Origin of the sequence: Providencia sp. PROV223 (genome assembly GCF_028479245.1) — a bacterium.
GTDB classification, from domain to species: domain Bacteria; phylum Pseudomonadota; class Gammaproteobacteria; order Enterobacterales; family Enterobacteriaceae; genus Providencia; species Providencia rettgeri.
The window spans coordinates 1-23,024 of record NZ_JAMPNG010000011.1 but is presented as its reverse complement, the minus strand read 5'-3'; the positions used below and the strand labels follow the sequence as shown (position 1 = coordinate 23,024).

18 protein-coding genes are annotated in these 23,024 nt (G+C 46.2%); all 18 read left to right on the top strand.

The genetic code is table 11. The features are described 5' to 3' along the window. The first annotated feature begins 1 nt into the window (after position 1). The 18 genes from traC to traI all read left to right on the top strand — a co-directional run bounded on the left by traC (position 2) and on the right by traI (position 22,958). Positions 2–2,767 carry a type IV secretion system protein TraC gene (gene traC, locus PR767_RS13245; protein WP_272520424.1) on the top strand — a complete coding sequence of 922 codons (2,766 nt, stop codon included), beginning with the start codon at positions 2–4 and terminating at the stop codon, positions 2,765–2,767. Then, on the top strand, positions 2,743–3,168 hold the full coding sequence (trbI, locus tag PR767_RS13240; protein WP_196719193.1) for a type-F conjugative transfer system protein TrbI: 426 nt from the start codon (positions 2,743–2,745) through the stop codon (positions 3,166–3,168). Before traC ends, trbI begins: the two co-directional genes overlap by 25 nt. Before the next feature lie 9 nt (positions 3,169–3,177). After that, positions 3,178–3,810: a type-F conjugative transfer system protein TraW gene (traW, locus tag PR767_RS13235; protein ID WP_196719194.1), complete on the top strand. Its 633-nt coding sequence runs from the start codon at positions 3,178–3,180 to the stop codon at positions 3,808–3,810. After that, entirely contained in the window at positions 3,807–4,802 is a 996-nt protein-coding gene (gene traU, locus PR767_RS13230) for a conjugal transfer pilus assembly protein TraU (protein WP_267751257.1), read from the top strand. The genes traW and traU overlap by 4 nt, the downstream gene beginning before the upstream one ends. A 15-nt stretch (positions 4,803–4,817) precedes the next feature. Then, the gene (trbC, locus tag PR767_RS13225) at positions 4,818–5,438 is read left to right on the top strand and encodes a type-F conjugative transfer system pilin assembly protein TrbC (protein ID WP_196719196.1); all 621 of its coding nucleotides are present in this window, start codon (positions 4,818–4,820) and stop codon (positions 5,436–5,438) included. Then, positions 5,435–7,273 carry a conjugal transfer protein TraN gene (locus PR767_RS13220; RefSeq protein ID WP_272520423.1) on the top strand — a complete coding sequence of 613 codons (1,839 nt, stop codon included), beginning with the start codon at positions 5,435–5,437 and terminating at the stop codon, positions 7,271–7,273. The genes trbC and PR767_RS13220 overlap by 4 nt, the downstream gene beginning before the upstream one ends. Next, the gene (gene traF, locus PR767_RS13215; RefSeq protein WP_196719198.1) at positions 7,270–8,058 is read left to right on the top strand and encodes a type-F conjugative transfer system pilin assembly protein TraF; all 789 of its coding nucleotides are present in this window, start codon (positions 7,270–7,272) and stop codon (positions 8,056–8,058) included. Before PR767_RS13220 ends, traF begins: the two co-directional genes overlap by 4 nt. Before the next feature lie 10 nt (positions 8,059–8,068). Beyond that, on the top strand, positions 8,069–8,371 hold the full coding sequence (locus PR767_RS13210; protein WP_071548969.1) for a hypothetical protein: 303 nt from the start codon (positions 8,069–8,071) through the stop codon (positions 8,369–8,371). A gap of 5 nt (positions 8,372–8,376) precedes the next feature. Then, a complete protein-coding gene (gene trbB / locus PR767_RS13205; protein ID WP_231137048.1) occupies positions 8,377–8,901 on the top strand; it encodes a type-F conjugative transfer system pilin assembly thiol-disulfide isomerase TrbB in 525 nt (174 codons plus the stop codon). A gap of 331 nt (positions 8,902–9,232) precedes the next feature. After that, a complete protein-coding gene (locus tag PR767_RS13200) occupies positions 9,233–9,436 on the top strand; it encodes a hypothetical protein (protein WP_267751252.1) in 204 nt (67 codons plus the stop codon). Next, positions 9,433–9,828 carry a hypothetical protein gene (locus PR767_RS13195; protein WP_196719200.1) on the top strand — a complete coding sequence of 132 codons (396 nt, stop codon included), beginning with the start codon at positions 9,433–9,435 and terminating at the stop codon, positions 9,826–9,828. Before PR767_RS13200 ends, PR767_RS13195 begins: the two co-directional genes overlap by 4 nt. A gap of 196 nt (positions 9,829–10,024) precedes the next feature. Beyond that, positions 10,025–11,401: a conjugal transfer pilus assembly protein TraH gene (traH, locus tag PR767_RS13190; RefSeq protein ID WP_196719201.1), complete on the top strand. Its 1,377-nt coding sequence runs from the start codon at positions 10,025–10,027 to the stop codon at positions 11,399–11,401. Between the two features lie 12 nt (positions 11,402–11,413). Further along, entirely contained in the window at positions 11,414–14,323 is a 2,910-nt protein-coding gene (gene traG / locus PR767_RS13185; RefSeq protein WP_219197711.1) for a conjugal transfer mating-pair stabilization protein TraG, read from the top strand. Continuing rightward, positions 14,292–14,807, top strand: coding sequence for a hypothetical protein (locus PR767_RS13180; protein WP_196719203.1), 516 nt, complete (start codon positions 14,292–14,294; stop codon positions 14,805–14,807). The genes traG and PR767_RS13180 overlap by 32 nt, the downstream gene beginning before the upstream one ends. 88 nt (positions 14,808–14,895) lie before the next feature. Next, positions 14,896–15,102 carry a TraR/DksA C4-type zinc finger protein gene (locus tag PR767_RS13175; RefSeq protein ID WP_272520422.1) on the top strand — a complete coding sequence of 69 codons (207 nt, stop codon included), beginning with the start codon at positions 14,896–14,898 and terminating at the stop codon, positions 15,100–15,102. A 55-nt stretch (positions 15,103–15,157) separates the two neighbouring features. Further along, a complete protein-coding gene (locus PR767_RS13170; protein WP_219197710.1) occupies positions 15,158–15,547 on the top strand; it encodes a hypothetical protein in 390 nt (129 codons plus the stop codon). A 62-nt stretch (positions 15,548–15,609) separates the two neighbouring features. Next, a complete protein-coding gene (gene traD / locus PR767_RS13165) occupies positions 15,610–17,832 on the top strand; it encodes a type IV conjugative transfer system coupling protein TraD (RefSeq protein ID WP_196719205.1) in 2,223 nt (740 codons plus the stop codon). Next, positions 17,832–22,958, top strand: a complete 5,127-nt coding sequence (gene traI, locus PR767_RS13160) for a conjugative transfer relaxase/helicase TraI (protein ID WP_272520421.1) — start codon at positions 17,832–17,834, stop codon at positions 22,956–22,958. Before traD ends, traI begins: the two co-directional genes overlap by 1 nt. The last annotated feature ends 66 nt before the right edge of the window (positions 22,959–23,024 follow it).

The window sequence follows — 23,024 nt, the reverse complement described above, 5'->3', positions numbered from 1 at the left end:
CATGAATGAAAAACCGTCCTTAATCGATAAGCTGCTTGGCCCGTTTCTCCCCAAGTCAAAAGACATTGTGTTTGATGACGAACCAGAACCGGTATCGTTGCAAGAAGCGTTATTCAAAAATTTATTTACCGCATGGCGAGAGCCGGATGGAAGTAAAGGGGCATCTGAAGCCCTGGATAATATGGATTACCCTTCCTTTTGTAGCGTATTACCGTATCGAAATTATGATGCGAAGTCTGGCCTTTTTATCAATAAAACCACCATAGGCTTTTTGTTGGAGTGTACGCCACTGGTGGGGGCGAATGAAAAAATTGTCGATGCACTGGATTATTTTTTGCGCAATAAACTCCCGCGTAAAACGCCATTAACCTTCATGTTATTGGGCAGTAAGTGCATCAGTGAACAGTTAGGCTATGGGCTAAAAGACTTTGGGTGGCAAGGGGAAGAAGCGGAGAAATTCAACCATATCACGCGTGCCTTTTACGAGCGTGGTGCTTTGGAGGGGCTGAATAATAAGCTCAATCTGCCGTTATCGTTACGCAATTACCGTTTGTTTGTGTGTTATGCCGAAGAGCATAAAAAAGCCGATGCTCTGACGTTACAAAAGGTGAATCAAACTCTCAGTATCGTGATGGAGTCCTTGGCTGGCGCATCCCTGAACTGTGAGCAAATGAACGATAAAGGATTACTGCAACTGGTACGTGAAATTACTAACTTTCGACACGACCAGATTGCGTTGCCAAGCAATGAAGTTGACCCGTATGAGTCGCTCAATGACCAGTGCGCTGACCGTTCGATCAACGTTGAAATTCGGCCCGATGCTATTCATCAGTCGTTATCGATGGAAAAAGGCCAGAAAAGCAAAACGCGTATCATGAATTACATGCTGGAGAAAAACCCAACACAATTCGCTTTATGGCAAACGGGCGATAACTTGAGTAATTTGCTTGATCCTGCATCCAGTGTGTCTTGTCCGTTCGTCATAACCGTGTCCGTGTATGTTGAAGATTTGGTGAAAACCCAAAATGAGGCCAAGAAAAAGTTCATCACAAATAACAGTCGGGCTAACTCCAAGTACATCAATTGGGTGCCTGGGGTTAAGCGTAAAGCCGAAGAGTGGGGGGCGTTGCGTGAAGAGCTGGATGCCAATCAAACCGCTCTCGCGCGTTACAGTTACGGTATCTCCTTATTTTGTGAAGACGATGATGATAAAGCGTTAAAAGCGGAAATGGCATTGATGAATACCTACACCACTAATCGCTTAAAGCTCTGTCCAACAACGTTTATGCAATTACGCAACTATTTGGCGCTATTCCCTTTTGTCATGCAAGAGGGGCTTTGGGGTGACATGGTGCGTTCAGGCGGCACATTGAGAGCGAAAGCCTTTAATGTCGCCAATTTATTACCCGTGGTGGCCGATAATCGGATTTGTCCAAAAGGCTTACCTATCCCGTCGTATCGGCACCAACTCTCCTTTCTCGACATTTTTCAGCGGGGGAAAGGCCTCGGAAATGACAATTTTAATGCCGCCGTGTGCGGGACGTCAGGTAGTGGTAAATCCTTCCTCATGCAAGCGCTTATTCGTCAAGTGCTTGATGCAGGCGGTTGGGCGTATGTGCTGGATATGGGGGATTCGTATAAAGAGCTGTGTCACAGTCTTGGGGGTGTCTATGTGGATGCTCGCGACCTTAAATTCAATCCGTTTGCGGGTGTGGTGGACATTAAAGAGGCGGCAGAAAGTATTCGTGATTTGCTATTGGTGCTGGCCAATCCGTCAGGTGACATGGATGACACGTCAAAATCTATCCTATTGACTGCGGTTCAGCACGTTTGGGAAGGCGTAGGCCCCGCTAAACGCAAAGGCAATAAAGCCTTGATTGATGATGTTTCGAATTATTTAGTCTGGCGCCTCAATCGTAAGCAAGGTGCAGAGAAATCTGAACTAGATGAACAGCTAGATGAACAGTTAGATACGGTCATCACGGAAGGTGAAACGGTGCGTAATAGAATGCATGAAATTGTGGTTTCACTGCAAAAATACACCACTGAAGGATTGTACGGGGAGTACTTTAACAGTGACAAGCCGGCACTGAATGAACAAGTCCGCTTTACCGTACTCGAAATGGGCGGACTGCAAAACAAGCCCGACCTGTTAGCCGCCGTCATGTTCTCGATGATGATTTTCATTCAGCAACGGATGTACTTAACGGAGCGCAGTATGAAAAAACTGGCGGCCATTGATGAAGGTTGGAAACTGCTGGATAACAAGAGTCGCTTTGTCGCCGACTTTATTGAAGGTGGTTATCGTACAGCCCGTAAATACGGTGGCTCTTACATTACCATCTCGCAAGGGATTGAAGATTTTGACGGTGATGGTGCCAGTACTGCTGCGAAAGCCGCGTGGAGTAACTCCTCGTTCAAAATTATCTTGCGTCAAAATATGGAAGCGTTCCGTAAATACAACCAGAAAAATAATGACCAATTCAACCCCGTTGAACGCGCCATTATTGAAGGGTTCCCTGCGGCAGGGGATGCACATTTCAGTGCCTTTATGCTGCGAATTGCAGGACGCTCCTCGTTCCATCGGTTGCTGACTGACCCGATTAGCCGAGCGTTGTACTCAACCGATGGGGATGACTTCCAATTTCGTGAAAACCTCATGGCGGAAGGACTGTCACAACAAGCGGCGTTATTGGCACTGGCTAAGCGCAAATTCCCACAAGAAATGGAGACCTTATCCCAATGGCAGAGTCAAACACGACATTAGTCGACAAGGCAGTAAAAACCCCTGCTCTAGGCATGAGCCGTCGCCGCAAACAATGTTTAAAAGCCATGAGTTTTTTTATGGTCATTGCGGTGGTACTTAGCTTCAGTATTTCGGTGTTTGTGGTGCGCTGGCTTGCCCCCGTTACCGTCACTTTCGACATGACAGGCACGGTCAACCAGTATCAGCAACAAATGGCCATGCAGTTTAACAGCGAAAACCCATTGAGCGAACAGCAAATTGCAGATGCCACTCACCGTTTTCAAATGGCGCTCAGTGACAGTTTATCCGAGTACCAACAGTCACATCAGGCCCTGATTTTAGTCACGCCTGCGGTGGTGATGGGCGCGGAAGATATCACAGTCGATATTCAAGCCGCGATTGCAGACAAAATGGCGCAATAAGGAGCGAGCATGAAGCGATTACAATTATCTGTCGTTGCCTTGTTATTCAGTGTTCCCTGTTTTGTTACCGCCAAAGATCTCGGTGTATGGGGGGATGTCTACCCCGTTCAAGAGCAAAGCATGTTGGACTTTATCCAAGGGCGGTTAAAACAAATGGAAGGGACGGGCGAAATCGCGCAGATGCAACAAGATTTTAAAGATCGCGTGATTGAAAACACGTTGCGTCCACCGCCTGTGGATTGGCTCAGTACGGATACCGAAGCACATACAGTGTGGTACGACCCGACATTTACGGTTCAAGGGGATTATGCCGATCACAATGGCGTGGTGTTTGCCCGCCAAGGCGACAAAATTAACCCACTCAGTCATGTGGCACTGGGGCAAACTCTTTACTTTTTAGATGCGGATGATCCGCGCCAAATCGCGTGGATGAACGCACAGCAGCCCGCAACTTTGCGTTATAAAGTCATTTTAACCAACGGCAATATTAAAGAGGCCACAGAGGCACTGAATACGCGCGTGTTCTTTGACCAAGGGGGCAGTTTAAGTCGTCAGCTCGGGCTTCAGTATATTCCCGCAGTCGTCACACAAGAGGGCGACAAACTCAAAATCGTTTCGGCGGCGATGCAGGAGGGGCGATGAGGAAATTTATCCGTTGGTTATTGAGTACCTGCGTACTGGGGTGTGTAACAGTAGCAACGCCAGCGAAAGCCGATGTGATGTGTGAAGGGAATTTTGTTAATCCGATCACCGATATTTGTTGGGATTGCCTGTTTCCGATGACCATTGGTAATGTGCCTGTTTTCCCTGGTGTGGCACCGGATACAGAAAACCCGTCGATGCCGATACAAATTTGCCCGATGGGGATTTTATACCGCATTGGTTTAGCGATTGGTTATTGGGAGCCCTTTGCTTTGACCGATGTGACCCGTTCACCGTATTGCATGGTGAATTTAGGCGGTTTTAACATCAATGTCGGTAAGATGGGCGGGGGTAAAGGCACGCAAAATGACCCTGCGACCCAAGGGGCGTTTTACCATGTCCATTGGTACAAATACCCACTGACTTATTGGCTCAATATCATTACCTCGGCAGGCTGTTTAGAGCGCGGGGATATGGATATCGCCTATTTGTCGGAGCTAGACCCTCTATGGAATGACAGCTCGTTGTCGTCAATTATTGCTCCTGAAGCGTTTGTGTTTGCCAATCCCATCGCGCAAGGGGCGTGTGCTGCGGATGCGATTGCCAGTATTGGCAGTAAGCCTTTAAATGCGCTCTTTTGGTGTGCCGGTTCACAAGGCAGTATGTATCCGTTTACGGGGTATACGGGGAATGAATTTAGTCCGCAGGCGTCCTCGGTTCTGCTGTCTGAGCGCATGGCGTTTAAGTTGCATCGGCAAGGATTAGTGATGAACAGCGTCGGGAAAAATCAGGAGGTGTGCTACACCTACCCATCCCCGATTATCCCGAAAGACCGTTATCGCTATCAAATGGTGAACATGTACCCCGATACCGCGCAATGCCATCCTTTTGGACGTTCCGTGATGCGCTGGCAAACAGGGCATGCTTCACCTAACAGTCGTAAAAACTTCGGTTATCTCATCTGGCGTAAACGTAACTGCGTTTTCCTCTAACACGAGGTCCATTTCATGAAATCCGTTTTCTTTTTATTCGCAAGCGTGTTGCTTGCGCCGACGAGTCATGCCTTAACGGATGACCAACAGTTTTTAGAACAGCTGCGCGACCAAAGCGCGGCCTTGCGGGAACACTCCTTGCCGCCGGATGGCTTTAAGCCACCGGAAATCTCGGCCAAGGATAAAGCCTGGATTGATAGCTTATTAGCCAAACAACAGCAGGCGCAGCAACAGGCCGCGGATGCGGCTAAAGCGCAAGCCGTGCAGGAAAGTCCCTTTGTTTACTTTGTGTCGTTTTCGATTTCTGAAGCCGGACTCAAACAGATGGTGCCGGAGGCGACACAACTCGGTATTCCCACCTTGATTAATGGCTTGATTGACAATGACTTTCGTAAAACGGCCAGTGCCGTGTTTGAACTGACCAAAGACAGTGGTGAAGGGGGCGTACAAATCGACCCGAAAACCTTTGCACAATACGGCATTACGCAAGTACCCGCACTGGTGGTGCGCTGTGAGCAAGGCTTTGATGTGGTATACGGCAATATTCGCTTGGTCTCGGCTATTGAGCGGATTGCCAGCAGTGGCGATTGTCATGAGGTTGCCCGTGATTGGTTGGTATCGAGGGCGCGGCAATGAAACGGTTATTGATTGCATTATGCGGCGTGGGGGCTCTGTCACTGGGTTTTGCGGCCAATGATTATAAAGCGGGGTCGGAATTTGCCAGCGGCCTGAAAAATAAAGGGACTGACACGATAAAAAACACCAATCCCGCCAATATCATTCCGAACTATACGGCCAATCCGTCAGAAAGTGGCTATTACGGTGGGGTGACGTCAGGCGCAGCCTCAGGGCTAGAAAATGCGGGCATGAAAGCCATGAATGAGACGGAGGCGGGGCAAACCACGATGGAGGTCATGAAAAATCGCCCACCGGATAAGTTAGATTTGGACGCTCCGTTCTTAAAAGCAGGGATTGATATGCGGGAAAAAGCGGAGTCGGAAAGCGGGCAAATCACGGTGCCCTGCCAGGATGTGACGCTGGATAAAACCGAAATCACGTCACACCAATGTGAGCGAACGCCCGCAGCCAGTTTAGCCTGTACTCGGACAGCCAAAATTACGTGGGAGGAGGTTGACGGGTGGGAAAATCAAACGATTGTTGTGCCGCCCTCTGATTTTGCTTACCACTGGCATGGTGACCGATGGTCGTTTTCGTTCAAATCTCCCGTCACAGGCACCATTCAAAGTGCAACCTTAACACTGAACTCGGGGTTTTTATTTAATCAGCATGTCATTTTTATGAATACGACATTTCAAATGTTAAATGCAAGTCGTTACACATTAAATGCACGAAATATGGCGTTGAAAGAGGGGGAAATTATTGCCTCCAATCGGATTTGTGTCGGTAACAATGGCGAGTTGTGTCGAGTGGGTATTCAAGAATTGGTTTATCAAGCCTTTGCGTCAACAAAAACGGCGACCTTAACCTTAAATATGATGGTGACAGTTAAAGTTAAAACGCCATCGCCCAAAATTGAATGGGTTGAACATTGTCCGTTTGATAAATCCGAAGAAGTGAAGGTGGAAACCCAGTGTACTGAAAAAGGGGGTACCAAAACGGTCACTGTGGGTGGTAAAAAATACGATGTTTACAGTGAATGTTGGCAGTATACCGATTATTACGCCAAGCAGTCAGCAGATAATGGCAGCTGCGGTGATTACATGAAAAATCCCGCCTGCACCATTGTGAAAACCACCTGCATTGAATCCGTTGGCAGTACCTGTTTGCGTGAGCAAGCGGTGTTTTCCTGTGAAAAGGGGCTGACCGGAGGCGGGAAAATGTGCGGTGTTGAGTTGATTTGTGCCAGCGGCGAGTGTGACCAAATCAAGAATGACAAGGCGAACAGTTTCCAAAAAGCGGTATCCGCGTTAGCGGCCGTGGCCGCCGCAGGGGAAGATGTGGCAGAGCTCAATGACGTGAACGTCAGGGCCTTTACGGGTCAGCGTTATACCTGCCGTAAAGCCGCTGCAGGGTTTAATAACTGCTGCAAAAGTGGCGGTTGGGGGAGTGATGTGGGGCTGGCGCACTGTGACAGTGAAGAAAAAGCCCTGGGTAAAGCCAAAAGTCGCAATCTGACTATTTATGTTGGCTCATATTGTTCTAACAAAGTCCTCGGGGTGTGTCTTCAGAAGAAAGAAGCCTACTGCGTATTTGACAGTAAACTGGCCAAAATCGTGCAAGAGCAAGGGCGTGGCGGGCAGTTACGGATTGGGTTTGGTAGCGCCAAAAACAGTGACTGTCGTGGTATCACCGTCGATGAGTTGCAGGCCATTAACTTTGACCGACTGAACTTTGCGGATTTCTATGCCGATTTGGAATCGGGCACGGATATCCCTGCTGACCAAGAGTTGATTGACCGTGTGAAAAATCAAATCGCCAATGGCCTACAAGGGCAAGGGGGGCAAGGATGACAAGACGGATTTTAATATTGCTCATCAGTCTGGTGATACCCGGAGCGGGATTGGCCAACAATGAGGAAAGGGTTGAAACGCGAACGTATGTGGATGAGCCCATCGTCGGTTGGCACTGGTACAACGAACCGCAACCGGAAGAAGATGAGGAGCCGCCAGAGCCAGAGCAAATCCCGCTTTCGACGTTATCACCGACGGTGCAAAAAAAGGTCATGCAAAAGTTGACAGAAGAAGCCTTAGACACCGCGATTATGCAGCCCTCGCCACAAAATGCCCTGCGATACATGGCGTATCAGCGCTTTTGGTTGGAGCAATCCGGTAAATTTGAGCGGTCAGTAAAAAAAGGGTTATTGCTTGACCCTACCCTTGATTACAACTTAGAGCACAGTCATTACAACAGTACGGTGCCATTGCAACTATCTCAACTGCAAGACAAGGAAAAAGCGGCGATTCAATCGTTATCGTCACAATACGGTGTGTTTTTCTTTTATCGCGGACAAGACCCACTGGATAACCAGTTAGCCACTGTGGTTCGGGAATTTGCACTGTCACACAATATTGCGCTTATTCCCGTATCCGTGGATGGGGTTCGCAGTGAAGCACTTCCTGAGACGCGACCTGATACGGGGCAAGTCGCCAAAATGGGTATCACCCATTTTCCTGCCCTGTTCTTAGTTGACCCTAAAAGTGAACATTACCAACCGCTTGCGTATGGGTTTATGACGCAAGATGCGTTAGCACGCCGCTTTTTAGATGTAGCCACAGATTTTAAGCCTAATTATTAAGGATAAAGACATGACAAAACCTACGATAAAAGAACGATTAATTGAAAATACGTTGATTTACCTTGGCATGACGTTGATTTTTGCCTCACTGATTTTTTATGGACTGATCCATTACTTAATCGATATTCGTCACGGCGTTTTAAGTGAGTCTACAAAGCAAACCCTTCAAATGATACAAGAAACCGGCATGGTATTTATTTTTGCGCTCGGGGCTGCGACGTGTTTAGCAGGGATGTTCTATGCCGTCATTAAAGCTTGGCAGCGCATTAAAGCCCCGACCGTTTTTCCGGAGGATGAGGAGAAAACATCGTGAGAATAATGATGTTAGCGATAATGTTGTTCTTCAGCGGTCTAGTTCAAGCGAGTGTGATGGACGATATTGCAGAACTTGAAGCCCATAAAACAGCCCCTTCAGAACGTGAAACGGTGATTGAAGAAGAAACACCGACAACTAATGTTAATACTGTCGCCGTTAAGCCGTACCGATTACCGAATGGAAAGGTCATCAATTTAAATGATTATACCCTGGTGTTGTTTATGCAAGCCAAGTGCCCGTATTGCCAGCAGTTTGACCCGCAATTAGCCTTACTGTCAGCGCAAACGGGATTTAAGGTTTTTGCGTACACGCTCGATGGTCAAGGCGATATGGCGTTTCCCAATGCGATACCCGCCCCCGCTGAAGTGGTGCAAACTTTTTTTGGGGCAGGCATGCAAGTTGTGACGCCGTCGGTCTTTTTAGTTGAGGTGAACACATTGCGAACATACCCACTGCTACAAGGGCTAACGGACATGCAGGACGTGATGAACCGTATCAACAGTAACTTAATGTTGGCGACACAATAAAGGAGAGTTGGTGACTGAAAATGCGTAAAGCGCAAAAAGATGTGTAATAAGTGCTTTTTTTAGTGTTAGGTCTGTGGGGATAGGTACTTTAACTCCTGGCCTATCTTTAACTTTTTAAAATAGAGGTCGTATGATGATTGATAATCAAGACGATACCGAAAACCATGATGAAATAAATTGTGAGCAAAATGCAAAACTTCAAAAAAGAATTCGTGAATTAAGAAGATATCAATCCCGTGAAGCGAAATGCTACGACTAGAGCACTTCTGAGTTTATTGGTTATGTTATAGCCGGTTTGGTTCTTTGGTTTGTGATGCATAAGGCGTTTGAGATGGCGTGTTGGCCAGAGAGTAAACTCGACGCTGACCCTAACTATTTAGGAACAAAAGGACTGTGGAATGTGGCTATGTATGTTGTGCCGTTTTGTTTTTGGGGGCTTGCGATAAGACACTTTGTAATAAGTGTCATTTCTTGGGTTGAATATACCTTTGCACATTTAAAAATAATCCGCCTGAAAAAGAAGTTAGCCAAATGAAAAAGCGGGATTATCACATCATCGACCCGCTGATTGAGCCGTTGGTGAAAACCTTCAATCAATGCGGTTTTAGTACTTATGCTTCCTGCCAAGGGCACGGTTGGCCTGTTGACTATTGGAAGCCCTATATCGCGTTTATATCGACAACTGAACACGCAGGGCGGCTTGAACGACGCTTACGAGAGGATATGGAATCCCCATTCCCCAAGCTTAACTGGGGATGGATGATTAATGGTGGATTTAATGATACCTATCAATTGTGTTTTTCACTGCGGCTTTGTGGGCATCGTCGAGGGTATTATCGCTACTGGCGGCCGTCAATCAATCATGATTTTGCGGTTATCGAGAAGATACTCATCACCGAGTTTGGTTCTCATTCTTCAATGGAATAACGCTATTTTGCTCGTTATCTCTCTTTAATCTCACTTTACTTTTTAATGCCGACACGCAGCAACGTTGCGGGTGATGGCACTCAATAAGGTTTACCCACAATGAATGATTTAATTAACCCTATTCCTTGCTGGAATAAGGCGATAAACCCTGCCTTATTTTCGTGTTGGCCTATTTATCTTCAATCCGGAGGCCCTGATGCGTAAAGGACTCATTGCCGTTATGTGTTCGGCATTACTCAACCAAACGGTGGCGGTTGCCAATGTGAACAGCGACATGAATAACTTCTTCAATAAATTGGGCTTTGAAGGTAATGCCACGGATGCCCGAGCTTGGGAGGGGCAAGCCGCAGGCTATGCCACAGGCGGTAATTTATTCCTGCGTAGCCAAGTGAAGCAGTTGCAAATTGCGTCATTCACGCCGCCATCCATCAATGCGGGGTGTGGGGGGATTGATGCCTACCTTGGGTCTTTTTCTTATATGAACAGTGAGCAGTTGCAGCAATTTATCAAACAGATGATGACCAATGGAGCGGGGTATTTATTTGATTTGGCATTGCAAACGACTGTACCTGAACTGAAATCGGCGAAAGATTTTGTGCAAAAAATGGCGGCAGATATCAATAGCATGAATATTTCTTCATGTCAGGCCGCGCAAGGCATTATTGGTGGGCTGTGGCCCACCAATACCGTGGCCTCACAAAAAATCTGCCAAGACATTGGTGGAGAAACTAACCTGTTTTCAGACTGGGCGGCTTCACGTCAAGGGTGTACGGTCGGCGGGCAGATGAACAATGCCTTTAATAAAGCCCCTGAGAACATGAAAGACCAAATCATGCAGAATAAAAACTTGATGTGGGAAATCTTAGCCAAAAGTCAGTTTTTATCCGGCGATAACGAGTTAAAAGAGTTGGTCATGAACCTGACAGGCACGCTCATTTTTGATGTCAAAGGGAATGTCAAAAGCACCATTCCCAAAGTGAACCGGCAAGAACTCATCAAAACCTTGATGGAAGGCGGCACGATGACCATTGAGGGATGTGTGTCTACCGTGGATTGCCTGGAGCTAAAAAGCAAAAAAATCACCATCAGTAGTCAAAATGGCCTTATCTCCATGACCAAAACCATGATTGAAGGCATTCAAGGCAAGTTACGCAGTGATGAGGGGTTAAGTGCCAAAGAAAAAGGCTTTATTCAAAGTACCTCTATCCCAATTTTAAAGTACTTGGTTGACCCGATGCAGCTGAATATCCAAGCCAATTTATTACCGGCTCTGGCCGATTATATTGCCTACGACATTTTACTTCAGTACCTGCAGGAGTTGATTGACCAAGCAAAAGGGGCAATGGGAAGTCGGAATTACATGGAAGAAGCGGTGAAACCGTTGCGAGAGAACATCGCCGAAGCTTCTCGCCAATTGGAATCCCTGCAGCAAATGGTCAACACCAAGGCCAATGTCTTGATTGAGCTGGAGCGGCAGATGAGTTACTTGCGCCAACAAACCTCCAGTCAGCTGCAAGAACGTTTTATGCAAAACACCCGCTTTAATATCGTCACCCCTGAAACCCAAAAATAAAGGAGCCACAATATGGCCGTGATAGATACCGTCTATGTGCTCGGCGGCGGTGAATACATGATGCAAGTATTCAACGGCGTCGCTGCATTGATAGGCTCTGATACGTGGGACTCCATGTTCCGCATTGTATTATCGATTTCTGCGGTATCCGTATTGATATCGTTCATGAAAGCGCATGACCCGAAAGAGCTAATTAAATTTACCGCGATGATTGTATTGGTATCCAGTGTGTTGTTAGTGCCGAAACGGACGGTGCAAATTATTGACCGTACCAACCCGACGGGGGTCTATTTAGTCGATAATGTCCCGTTAGGGTTAGCGGCACCGGCTAAATTTATTACCTCGATTGGAACGGGATTGACTGAGTTGTATGACATGATATTCCATACCCCTGACTCATTAACCTACAGTAAAACCGGCATGTTGTTTGGGGCAAATCTAGTCGGTAATCTCAGTGATGCGATGATGGTTGATGGTGATTTGGCGGAATTGATGGGGCTTTACACTAAAAACTGTGTCATCGGGGATATTTTAATTAACCATAAATATTCATTCCAAGAGCTGATGAGTAGCCGTGACCCTTACACGCTCATTTTCCAAAAACCAAGCCCGTTACGCGGCATTATTGTGCCCTACGGTAACACCGCTGCCGTTGGCGCTAATGGTGTTGCACAAAGTGGTTTCTGGACGTGTGCAGATATAGCAAAACATGTCTTAATGCCAAAACTCAATATCGATACACAAACGGGTGGAAAAACCTGGAATTACATGGTGAAACAAATCTTTGGTGGCCGTCCTGATGCCAATGTGTTGTACAGTAATATGATGGGCGATAGCTATAACTTTTATTATCAGGGAGCAGAAACTGCCAGTCAGTTGATGCGAAATTCCGTGGTGATGAACGCGCTTAAAAACGGCATCAGTGCTTACAGTGCGCAAAGCGGTGATACCGCCAGTTTAGTGAACTTAGCCTCCACGTCGTCATACAATAAAATGCGATTAAGTTGGGCGACCTCTTCTCAGGTGGCCGTTTCCTTTGTACCGATATTGAATACCATTTTGTTGTCGTTAGTGATTGCACTCTTTCCTATTTTTATCTTATTGGCGGTCATTCATTCGCTTTCGGTGAAAATGCTCTTTAACTACATTATGTCTATTATTTACCTGCAATCGTGGCCGCCCATGTTTGCCATTTTAAATTATGCGACCAGTTTTTACTTGCGAGGAAAAACTGGCGGATTGGATTTTAATCTGGCCAATCAAGCCAGTATCCAACAAATGCACAGCGATATCGGATTAATTGCCGGTTGGCTATCTATATCGATACCCTTTATTGCCGTTGCGATAGTGAGAGGATTAGGTCCTGCAATCGCACAAGCGGGGAATTATTTGGGTACTGCCATCAACAGTTCGGCGACAGCCACTTCCTCACAAGCGGCGGACGGAAACTGGTCATTTAATAATATGCAATCAGGCAACGTAGCAGGCAATAAATGGGATACCAATGCCAGCTTCCGTGATGGACAGATGACGCGGCAACTTGCCAGTGGGGCAAGCAGTACCGTTACCAGTAGTGGCCAAGAAGTGATGGATATCAGTGGGGCGATGTCGAGATTACCTGTATCTATTAAAGGCAGTGAGGCTGTGGTGAGCTCGTTACAACAAAGTGCGAAGTTCGCTAAAACCCAAGCTGCGCAGTCGCTGAGTGCGTTCCAAAGTTCAGTGAATTCCGCATGGAATCAAGCGTCACAATTCACTAAGCAATTTGGTAACAGTGCAACAGCATCTACCTCCACAGATTCGGGATTAAGTGGCAATCAGGCGGAAGGCTTTAAGAAAGTGATTAACGCTACTGAAACGCGAGCTAAAAATGACAATATTAGCAATGAAGAAGCATTCGCTAAGCTTTTGAGTGAGAGCTTTGATGCTTCTAAAACCATGGGGGCAAAAGCGGAAGGCGGGATATCACTCCCGGTTATTGGAGGAGCTCAAGCATATACCGATGGTAATACCCGAGATACGGACAGTAAGCAAAGCAGCGTACAAGAGCGAGGTTCAAGGCATCAAGATACACGCAGTGAATCTGGTTCACAAACGACTCGCGACTTTACTGAAGGCTTAGATATGCTCAATAGCAGCAAGATCTCAGAAGGAACCAATCGACACGATAATGAGGCGAATTCAGAAATTAATCAAATGGTTGCAACGCTGAATGTCGCGAAAAATCAATATGAACAATACTCGAATAGCTTAACTGAAAGTAAGGAGTTAAGTGATATGGCGAGCTTCGCTCAAAATAACAGTGCACAGATTGATAGTAATCTTGATCAAGAGTTTGCCAGCTACGTTAGACAAAAAGCACCAAGTCAAGCGGATGAATTACTCAGTAATACCAGTGATATCCGTGTGGCAAAAGAAAGGGATGCTTTGGCTCAATCGTTTGTCAAAGAGCGGTTACTACCAAAACTGGAGAGTGAATATTCTCAAAATCGTGGAACTATAGAAGCAAAAGGTGAGGCGGCTTCCGGTGGAAATCTACCTTCATCAAGTGATTTAATTGCAGAGCATGAATCTAATGACAAACGGATTAAAGCGATGAGTGAAGGCGCAGAAATAAAACATGATACAGCTCAAAATGTGATCTCAAAAGAGACGTCAACAAAAGGAAATATTGCTAATATTAAAGATAAAATAGTTGAAGGAAAAAAAGAAGTTGATAATCAACAAAAGGTATTAGAAAGTAATCATCAAATGAAAGTGAATAAATATGATCAGCAGATGGAGATTGAAAAAGATAAGAAAGCTAAAGCAGGACTGCTTTATGATAAAAAGAATCATGAGAAAGCAGAATCAAAAAATAACGAAGAAGATAATGGAATAATGAAAAGAGATGAATATAATAAATATAAAAATAGTGATTAATACAATATTATTTTTTGTTTTAATTACTTATGGATATAGTGTAAACGCCAACACAAAAGTAATTGGTTTGACTATTAATGAATCCAGCTTGGACGATGTTAATAAACTTTATACAACCGAGCGTGATGGAAATAACGGATATTTAATTAGTCATGAACAAATACCAATAGATGGAGTTGAGGAGGCATTTGTAACTATACATGAAAATAGAGTTAAAGTTGTTGGGTTTAAATTTTTTGACTCAAAGTATCCCTACTTACGAGATCTACTAAAATCAAAGTATAAGCTAATTAGTGAGGATGGGGATTACCCATTCCCTGCAGCTGCAACTTTTGAAAATGATGGAGATATGATTTTTCTTAAAAAAGACCTTGGAAAGAGCGTTGATCTCATTTATGTTAATAAAGAATTTAATATTTTAGTTAATAAAAGTGTTAAAAAAAGAAAGGAAGCAGAACGTGATAATGACTTTGGTCATTTATAATCCTAACGCACTTCGTTTGTTAACGATCTATTCCCCTAAATAATAAATTTTTCAGGGGAATAGACCGTCTCGTCTCAAGAGGTTTCCAATGGCTGATGAAATTGATGTCTCTCAAGCTGAGAGTGATTTTTTGCTGTCTCTAAGATTGAGTCAACGTGCTCAATATCAGGGGCAGAGTGCAAAAGTGTGTGTTGAGTGCGGTGATAATATCCCGCTTGCTCGTCGAATCGCGTTACCAGGCGTTCAGCACTGTGTGGGGGGTGTCGAGCGCCAAGAGTTGTTCCGCTCCAGATAATTATTCTCCACATAAATATCACCGTATTTTTCCTACAATCTTTATTGAGGTTACAATGAAAAAAACAATCCGTAATAAAGCGGTGTTCGCTTTATCGTTACTATTTTTGTCAAATATCACCTATTCATCAGAAGAAAAGAATAAACTTGATGAAGTTATGCTTTATTTTACATTATCTCAATGCAGTGAGTATGTGATTGGTAATCAACATCCCGATAGAACGCTTGAAGAAAATATAACGACTTATTTGGATTACCTGAGAATAAACAAAAAGGATGTTTCGCTTCTCTCACAGGAAATCATTAAATTTAAAGATAGCTTACCCACATTAGGTCTTGTGTTATTAAATGATGATACAAATAGAGATAAGGAGGTTTCGTTTTGTGCAATAGCATCAGCGCATTATATTGAACAGCTAAAAAATAAATTGAAATTAACAAAATAAGTGTCCTTCCTTCTCTGCTTTAAACCCTATCTTTTCCCTTATTAATTTAGAGTGATTTCATTATGAGTTCAACCAAGCATATTACGCAGGGTGGACAAGTCTTTAGCTATATGCTCGGCATGTTCATGCAAGTGAATAAGCGAATATCTTTTTGGCTTATTCTACTTTTCTTGATTATCTTTCCGGTCATTTTTTATTTTAAAGTACCGCTACAAGAGATTAAAAATGGCGGATTATATTGGTGGTTATATTTAACCGCAGGCGGTGAAAAAGCCTTATATCGCGTGGCACCAATTTATGAAGTGGATTTTGATGGTCAACTATATCGGTTTACGTCTGATGCGATATTAAAAGACGACTACATGATCTATGCCGGTAATATCGTGCTACAAGAATTGGGATTATCCTTATTATGGGCGTGTATTGTCATCATTGTGCTGTTTTTTGTCATCTATCGAGTGTTTCATGGCTTAGGTAAGCGTCAAGCGAATGATGATGTGATAGGCGGTCGTACACTCACGGAAGATATTAAGTCTGTTCGCAACCTGCTTCATGCACGACGCGAAGCGTCACCTATTACTTTTGACGGATTACCCCTGAAGCTTAACAGTGAAGTGCAAAACATGCTAATGCATGGTACGCCTGGCTCAGGAAAATCAAATACCCTCAATAAATTACTTATCCAGCTCCGCAAACGGGGTGACATGGTCATTGTTTATGATAAAGGGTGTTCGCTCATTAAGCGACATTACAATGAAAATATTGATAAGTTATTGAACCCTCTAGATAAACGATGTGAAAACTGGGATTTGTGGCGTGAATGTGTCACCACACCCGATTTTGACAGTGCGGCCAATACCCTTATTCCTCAAAGTACCTCAGAAGATCCTTTCTGGACAGGGTCTGCGCGGACGATATTTACAGCGGTGGCCGCAAAACTCGGTAAAGATGATAAACGCAGTTATAACAAGTTATTACGGACTTTATTAGCGATTGATCTTAAAACGTTAAGGGCTTACGTGGCGGGAACAGAAGCTAGCAACTTAATGGAAGAGAAGGTTGAAAAGACAGCCATTTCAATCCGTGGGGTTCTAACCAACTATGTTAAAGCCTTGCGCTACCTACAAGGGATTGAGCGTAATGGCAAACCCCCATTTGCGATCCGTGAATGGATGAAAACCGTCAACGAGAAAAAAGACCGTCATGGTTGGCTGTGGATCACCAGTAATGAACGTGAACATGAATCATTAAAGCCATTAATTTCCATGTGGTTATCGCAAGCCGCAAATACGCTATTGGAAATGGGGGAGAACCCTGAGCGCCGAGTGTGGTTTGTTTACGACGAATTAATTTCATTACATCAACTCCCAAGCTTGCCCTTAGTTTTGTCGCAAGGCCGTAAATTTGGGGGGTGCTTTATTCTCGGGTTTCAAAATAAACCTCAACTGAACGTGACCTACGGGCCTGAAAATGCCGATGCGATGATGGATTTACTCAATACCCGTTTTTTCTTTCGTTCACCGGATGAAAGTGTTGCTAATTGGGTGCGGGGTCAGCTCGGGCAAACCCGTAAAAAAGTGGCGAGCGAGCAATATAGCTTTGGCCCTGAAACAGTAAGGGATGGGGTGTCATTCAGTAAGCAGCAAGAGGATGTGGATTTAGTCAACTACTCCGATGTGCAAAAGCTGCCCGATTTATCGTGTTATATCACGTTACCTGGCGAATACCCCGTGGTGAAACTCTCCATGCGCTATGAAAAAATGAAGCCGATCGCAGCGGAATTCATTGAGCGTCCAATTAATGACAGTTTAGATCAGGAAATTGAAGCCGAGATTAACACACGATTACAAACTGATGCGCTACCCGAATTGATGACACAAGCGATTGATAGCTTAATTAGCGGAAAACCGATTGAAACCCCCATTGATACAGCACAAAACAATAGCGATCCGGAAGTGGCTCAGACTCAACCACAGCCTATCGTTGAGCTTGAATCGAAGTCAGTCACACAAAACTCAACGCCGATAACAACGGAAACCGCAGTATCCGACAATCCACCGGAAACCCAAGGCGGTCAAGAGGTCATCATTGATAACGTCAAAGTGAACACCGAAACAGGGGAGATTCTCGGACGCGTTATTGATGAGGAACAAAACCCACAAGACCTGTATGACAGTTACACACGCATGCGGCAGGACGAAAAGGAAATTTTTAACCGACCCAAACCTTCCCAAGAAAAGCCAAAACACATAAATGATGATCATGATGAACCGGAGATGTGGTGATGCTGACTGTTGCACCGATTGCCAATAATGCGGCAAATTATTATACCCATGAAGACAATTATTATTTCCTCGGCAACCTTGAAGCCCGCTGGATGGGTGAAGGTGCTAAATCCCTGGGATTAGAAGGCGAAGTCACTAAAGACCAATTAGGTGAAATCCTTGAGGGGCGCTTACCCAATGGCCAAAGTCTTGAGCGGATGGAAAACGGTAAAAACGTCCACCGTGAAGGGCATGACTTAACGTTTTCAGCCCCTAAAAGCGTATCGATACTCGGTATTGTACTGGGCGATAAGCGCATGATTGAGGCTCATAATCGTGCCGTTGAGGTTGCGCTCCATGAAGTAGAAGGTCTTGCCTCTACACGGATGATGGTTGAGGGAAAAACCTCACTGGAAATGACCAAAAACCTTGTCGTTGCGGCATTTAACCATGATACGTCTCGGGAGCATGATCCACAGCTCCATACGCACGCGCTAGTCATGAACATGACAGAACACAATAGTGAGTGGCGCACGTTATCCAGCGATACACGAAGCAAAATGGGGTTCAGTGAAGCATTGTATGATTTACGGATCGCATTAGGGGAAATCTATCAAAATACGCTGCGTAAAGAGATTGAAGGAATGGGATTTAAAACCCACAACGCAGGACGTAATAGCTTGTGGGAAATTGATGGTGTTCCAGTGACGCCCTTCTCTCAACGTCGTCAGCAAATCCTCGATGCGGTGGGGCATGAAGCTTCACTCAAATCCCGTGATGTGGCGGCGCTTGATACCCGTCAGGCCAAAACAACCCCTGAAAAAAGTGAGTTATTAACCGACTGGTTTGACCGTTTGGAGAAAAATAGTTTCGGGGCCGATGCGCGTAAAGCGTTTTACGCTGAAGCCGAGCAGCGCCTTGCTAAAGGGGATATGGGGGATACCTCTCGGGAGATACAGCCCGATATCACCCGCGCTGTCACCGATGCCATCGCGTTACTCAGTGATAAGCAGCTCAGTATGACTTACAGCCAAGTATTGGCTAAAACGCTTGGGGGATTGGAAGCTCGTGCGGGCATGATAGCACAGGTGCGTGAAGCGATTGATGTGGCGATTGAACAGCGTCAACTTATCCCACTGGATGAGAAAAAAGGGTTGTTTACCTCCTCCATTCATTTGATGGACGAGCTGAAGCTGCAACAAATTGCCACTGACATGAAGCAACATAACCGCACGGTCAGTTTTCAGGCGCGGACAGAGGCCATCAGTCCCGTGATGGAAAAAGTAGCTGATACCTTACCTAGTATTGCCATTGTGGCCAGTCAGGGACTGGGTAAAGCCCAGCGGGACGGGGTATTAGACGGTGTTACTATGGCCCAATCACAAGGGCGTGATGTGGCGGTGATGACCCTCGATGCGGCCAGTGCTAAAGCCTTTGCCAATGATACGCGTTTTGCTTATGTGCCGAAAATGACCCTAGGTGATGGTCAACCGCTTAAACCCAACAGTACCTTAGTGGTGGCTAATGCGGAAAAACTGTCATTGAAATCGGCCTTATCTCTATTGGAAAGTGCTCAATCTACCAATGTGCAGGTGCTCATGATGGACAGTGGCGGACGTAAAGGCACGGGAAACGTGTTGGCAACGTTACAAGATGCGGGAGTGCCGCGTTTTCAAGGCGAGGCTTCATCTGTCTTGACGGTGAAAACCGCGCATATACCCGATAAAAATCATCGTTATGCGGCACTGGCGGCGGATTACGCGCAGCTGCACAGCGACATGAAACCCGTGGTTGCGCAGGTCAGTGGCGTTCGGGAGCAAAAAATCGTGACCGATACCATTCGCCAAACGCTCACCGAGCGTGGGATGCTCAGTGAAAAAACGGTAACGGTGACCCAACTCAAACCTGTGTGGCTCGACAGCTATTCGCGCAAGCAAATCGACAGTTACCGTGAAGGCATGGTGATGGAGCGTTGGAATGCGGATAAAAAAGAAGTTGAACGCTACACTATTGACCGAGTGACACCTGAAACCCGTTCTGTCACCTTGCTTGACAGCCAAGGGCAAAAACAGGTGATGAAACCCCAACAATTTGATGGTCAATGGAGTGCCTATCAGCGTCAAACGATGGAAATTGCCCAAGGTGAACAGTTAACCATACTGGCGAAGCAAAATAAGCTCTCTGCACGTGACAGGGTCACGGTATCGGGATTTATGCCAAACGCCATTATGGTCAATTTCAACGGAAAAACGCACCGTATTGATGTACGGGATGGTGTCAAAGCCGATTATGGTTATGTTACCGCGCCAGGGCAACAGGCTAACGATACGGGCACAGTGTTATTGGCCGCGTCAGCGCGGGATACACAGCCCACCTTACTCAATACGGCTGCACGCAGTGGTGACCATATTACCGTGTATACGCCACTGGATAAGATGGAAACAGAGCGTCGCTTATCGCGTTCGCCTATCTATCAGCAAGCGCGACAGTTAGCGGGGGTTGATGGATTAGACGGCAAAGCGATTGAGCAAGCCGCCGATAAAGCCACGGAAGCGTTATTGTCTAAGCCCGAAAAAGCTCTGCAACAAGGCATGGCGTTAGCGCAAGGGAGTCAGGTTTTTTTCTCGCGCATCGATGCGATTGCCAAAGCGTTACCATTACACAACTCGCTCGACAGTCAATCGCTGGGGAAAGCCTTTGACCGCTTAGTCGCCCAAAAAGCCATTATCCCCGTGACCAGTGGTAAAGGCGCAGCCCAACAACGCTATGTGGCGGCCAGTACCTGGGAGATGGAAAAACAAATCCTCACGACGATTTTAGCGGGCAAAGACACACAAACTCCGCTGATGGCGTCTGTTCCCGAAGCGCAACTGAACGGATTAACCTCAGGGCAAAAAGCGGCGACTGAGCTGATTTTAGGCAGTCGTGACCAATTTGTTGGCATTCAAGGCTATGCCGGGGTGGGGAAAACCACGCAATTTACAGCTGTTCTCAAGGCACTGGACACGCTCCCTGCCACGCAGCGACCCGAAGTGATAGGCCTTGCGCCCACGCACCGCGCCGTCGGAGAAATGGCGGCAGTGGGGGTTAAAGCGCAAACCTTGCAAGCCTTTTTGATGGATGCGAATCAACGCCAACAACAAGGTGAAACGCTCGATTTTAAAAATACCCTGTTTTTAGTCGATGAAAGCTCCATGATAGGCAACCGAAATTTAAGTGAAGTCTTGCAAATCATTGCTCAGGGTGGGGGGCGAGGCGTGCTCAGTGGGGATACGGCTCAGTTATTGTCAGTGGACAGTGGGACTCCCTTTGTACTTGCACAAGACCGTTCTGCACTCGATACCGCCATCATGAAAGAAATTGTGCGACAAAATCCCGAGCTTCGCCCTGCCATTGAAGCCATCATCGCCGGTCAAGTTCAAACGGCTATCGATACGATGAATAGCGTGACACCGGATGTGGTTCCTCGTCGAGCAGGCGCAAAATTGCCCGAACAGTCGGTGGTAGACTCAGGCAATAAGGTCATCACACATATTCTCGATGATTATCGCAGTCGAACGCCTGAAGCCCAAAAAGAGACACTCATTGTCGTGCAAACGAATGTCGATAAAGATGTTATTAACCGCGGTATTCATGAAATTTTAATCAAGCAAGGGCAATTGCAAGGGGGGAAAGCCGTACCGATATTAGTGCGCGAAAATACCCATACCGAAGCCTTGTTATCAACGGCGGGGATGGCTGAGCATGCGGGTAAAATTGCACTCATTCAAGAGCAGTACTATCGGATTGCGGTGACAGAGGAAGGGATAAGTGATGGGGTTGTGACCCTGGTTGATGAAGAAGGGAAAGGGCATTTACTCTCGGCCTTTGAAAGTAGCTTGCTGGATATTGGTATTTACCGCCAAGAAGGGCGTCACATTGCCGTCGGCGAAAAAATCACCTTTACGCGCACAGACAAAGAGCGTGGACGCGTGACGAACAGTGACTGGACAGTCAGCGAAGTCAATGAACACGGGCAAATCACCCTGACGAATGGTGAGGAGTCACGCGTGCTTGACCCGAATGGGGCATTGACTGACCAACATCTGGATTACGGCTATGCCGGCACCGCACATAAAGCGCAAGGGGCAAGCAGTCCGTATGTGATTGTCTTAGGGGGCGTCCAATTAGGACGACGTATGCTCGCCACTTTGCGTGATGCGTATGTCGCTTTATCCCGTACTAAAGCCCATGTCCAAACCTACAGTGATGATTTGGATAAATGGACAAGTAAAATTACAAACCCGGGCAACCGAAAGACGGCCCATGATGTGCTGTTGGCTGAACAAGACTATGCCGCCAAAGTGGGTAATCAATTGTTTGACCATGCGAAACCCCTTAATGATACGGCGATTGGTCGGGCATTAAGCCGCCAAATGGGATTGGGTGAGTCACACGAAGGAAAATTTGTTTACCCGTCCACCAAGCACCCCGAACCGCATGTCGCGTGGCCTGCTTTTAATGAACACGGCAAAGCCCAAGGTACGGTATTACAAGCCATTGAACTCGACGGGGATAAATTGCAGGGGCTTCGCGCTGAAGGGCGTTTACTGGGGAGCGAGCAGGCACAATTTATTGTTGTGAAACCCAGTCAAAACGGGCAAACCGTGATTGTGAACAGTCTAGAATCCGCCTTTGAGACGATGGAACAGCAACCCGAGCAGGGTGTGGTGGTGCAGCTCAATCCCGATGAACGTTTACACACGGCCATGATTGAGAAAATCACGCAAGGGGAAGTGAATAACGCCTATGCAAACCCAAATGCCACGCAAACCGATAAAGCGGACAGTGACCCGAAAAACCTGCAAACCCCCGAGGAGCAGGCGATTGATAAAGCCTTAAAAGAGGCTGAAGCTGCCCTACGTCAGCAAGCAAACAGCGAGCCTAAAGTGCCAGAACTGAGTGAGGACGAACTGCGGCATGTGATGGCGCAAGAGCGTGATAGCTTGCTGAAAGGGGAACATGACTTAATGGAGGCGAAAGAGCGAGTCATTGAAAAGGCCGTTCAGCTTGAACGTGAACATCAGCAGCAACAACGGGACGTTTTGCGCCAACAAGAACGTGAAATGGTGATGGAAAAATCCCGAGACCGTGAATTTGGTGATTAACACCCTGTTATTTCTGTTTTAACCCGCATTGTCGGCGATTTCCGCCAGTTTCTTTTAGTTTTCTCC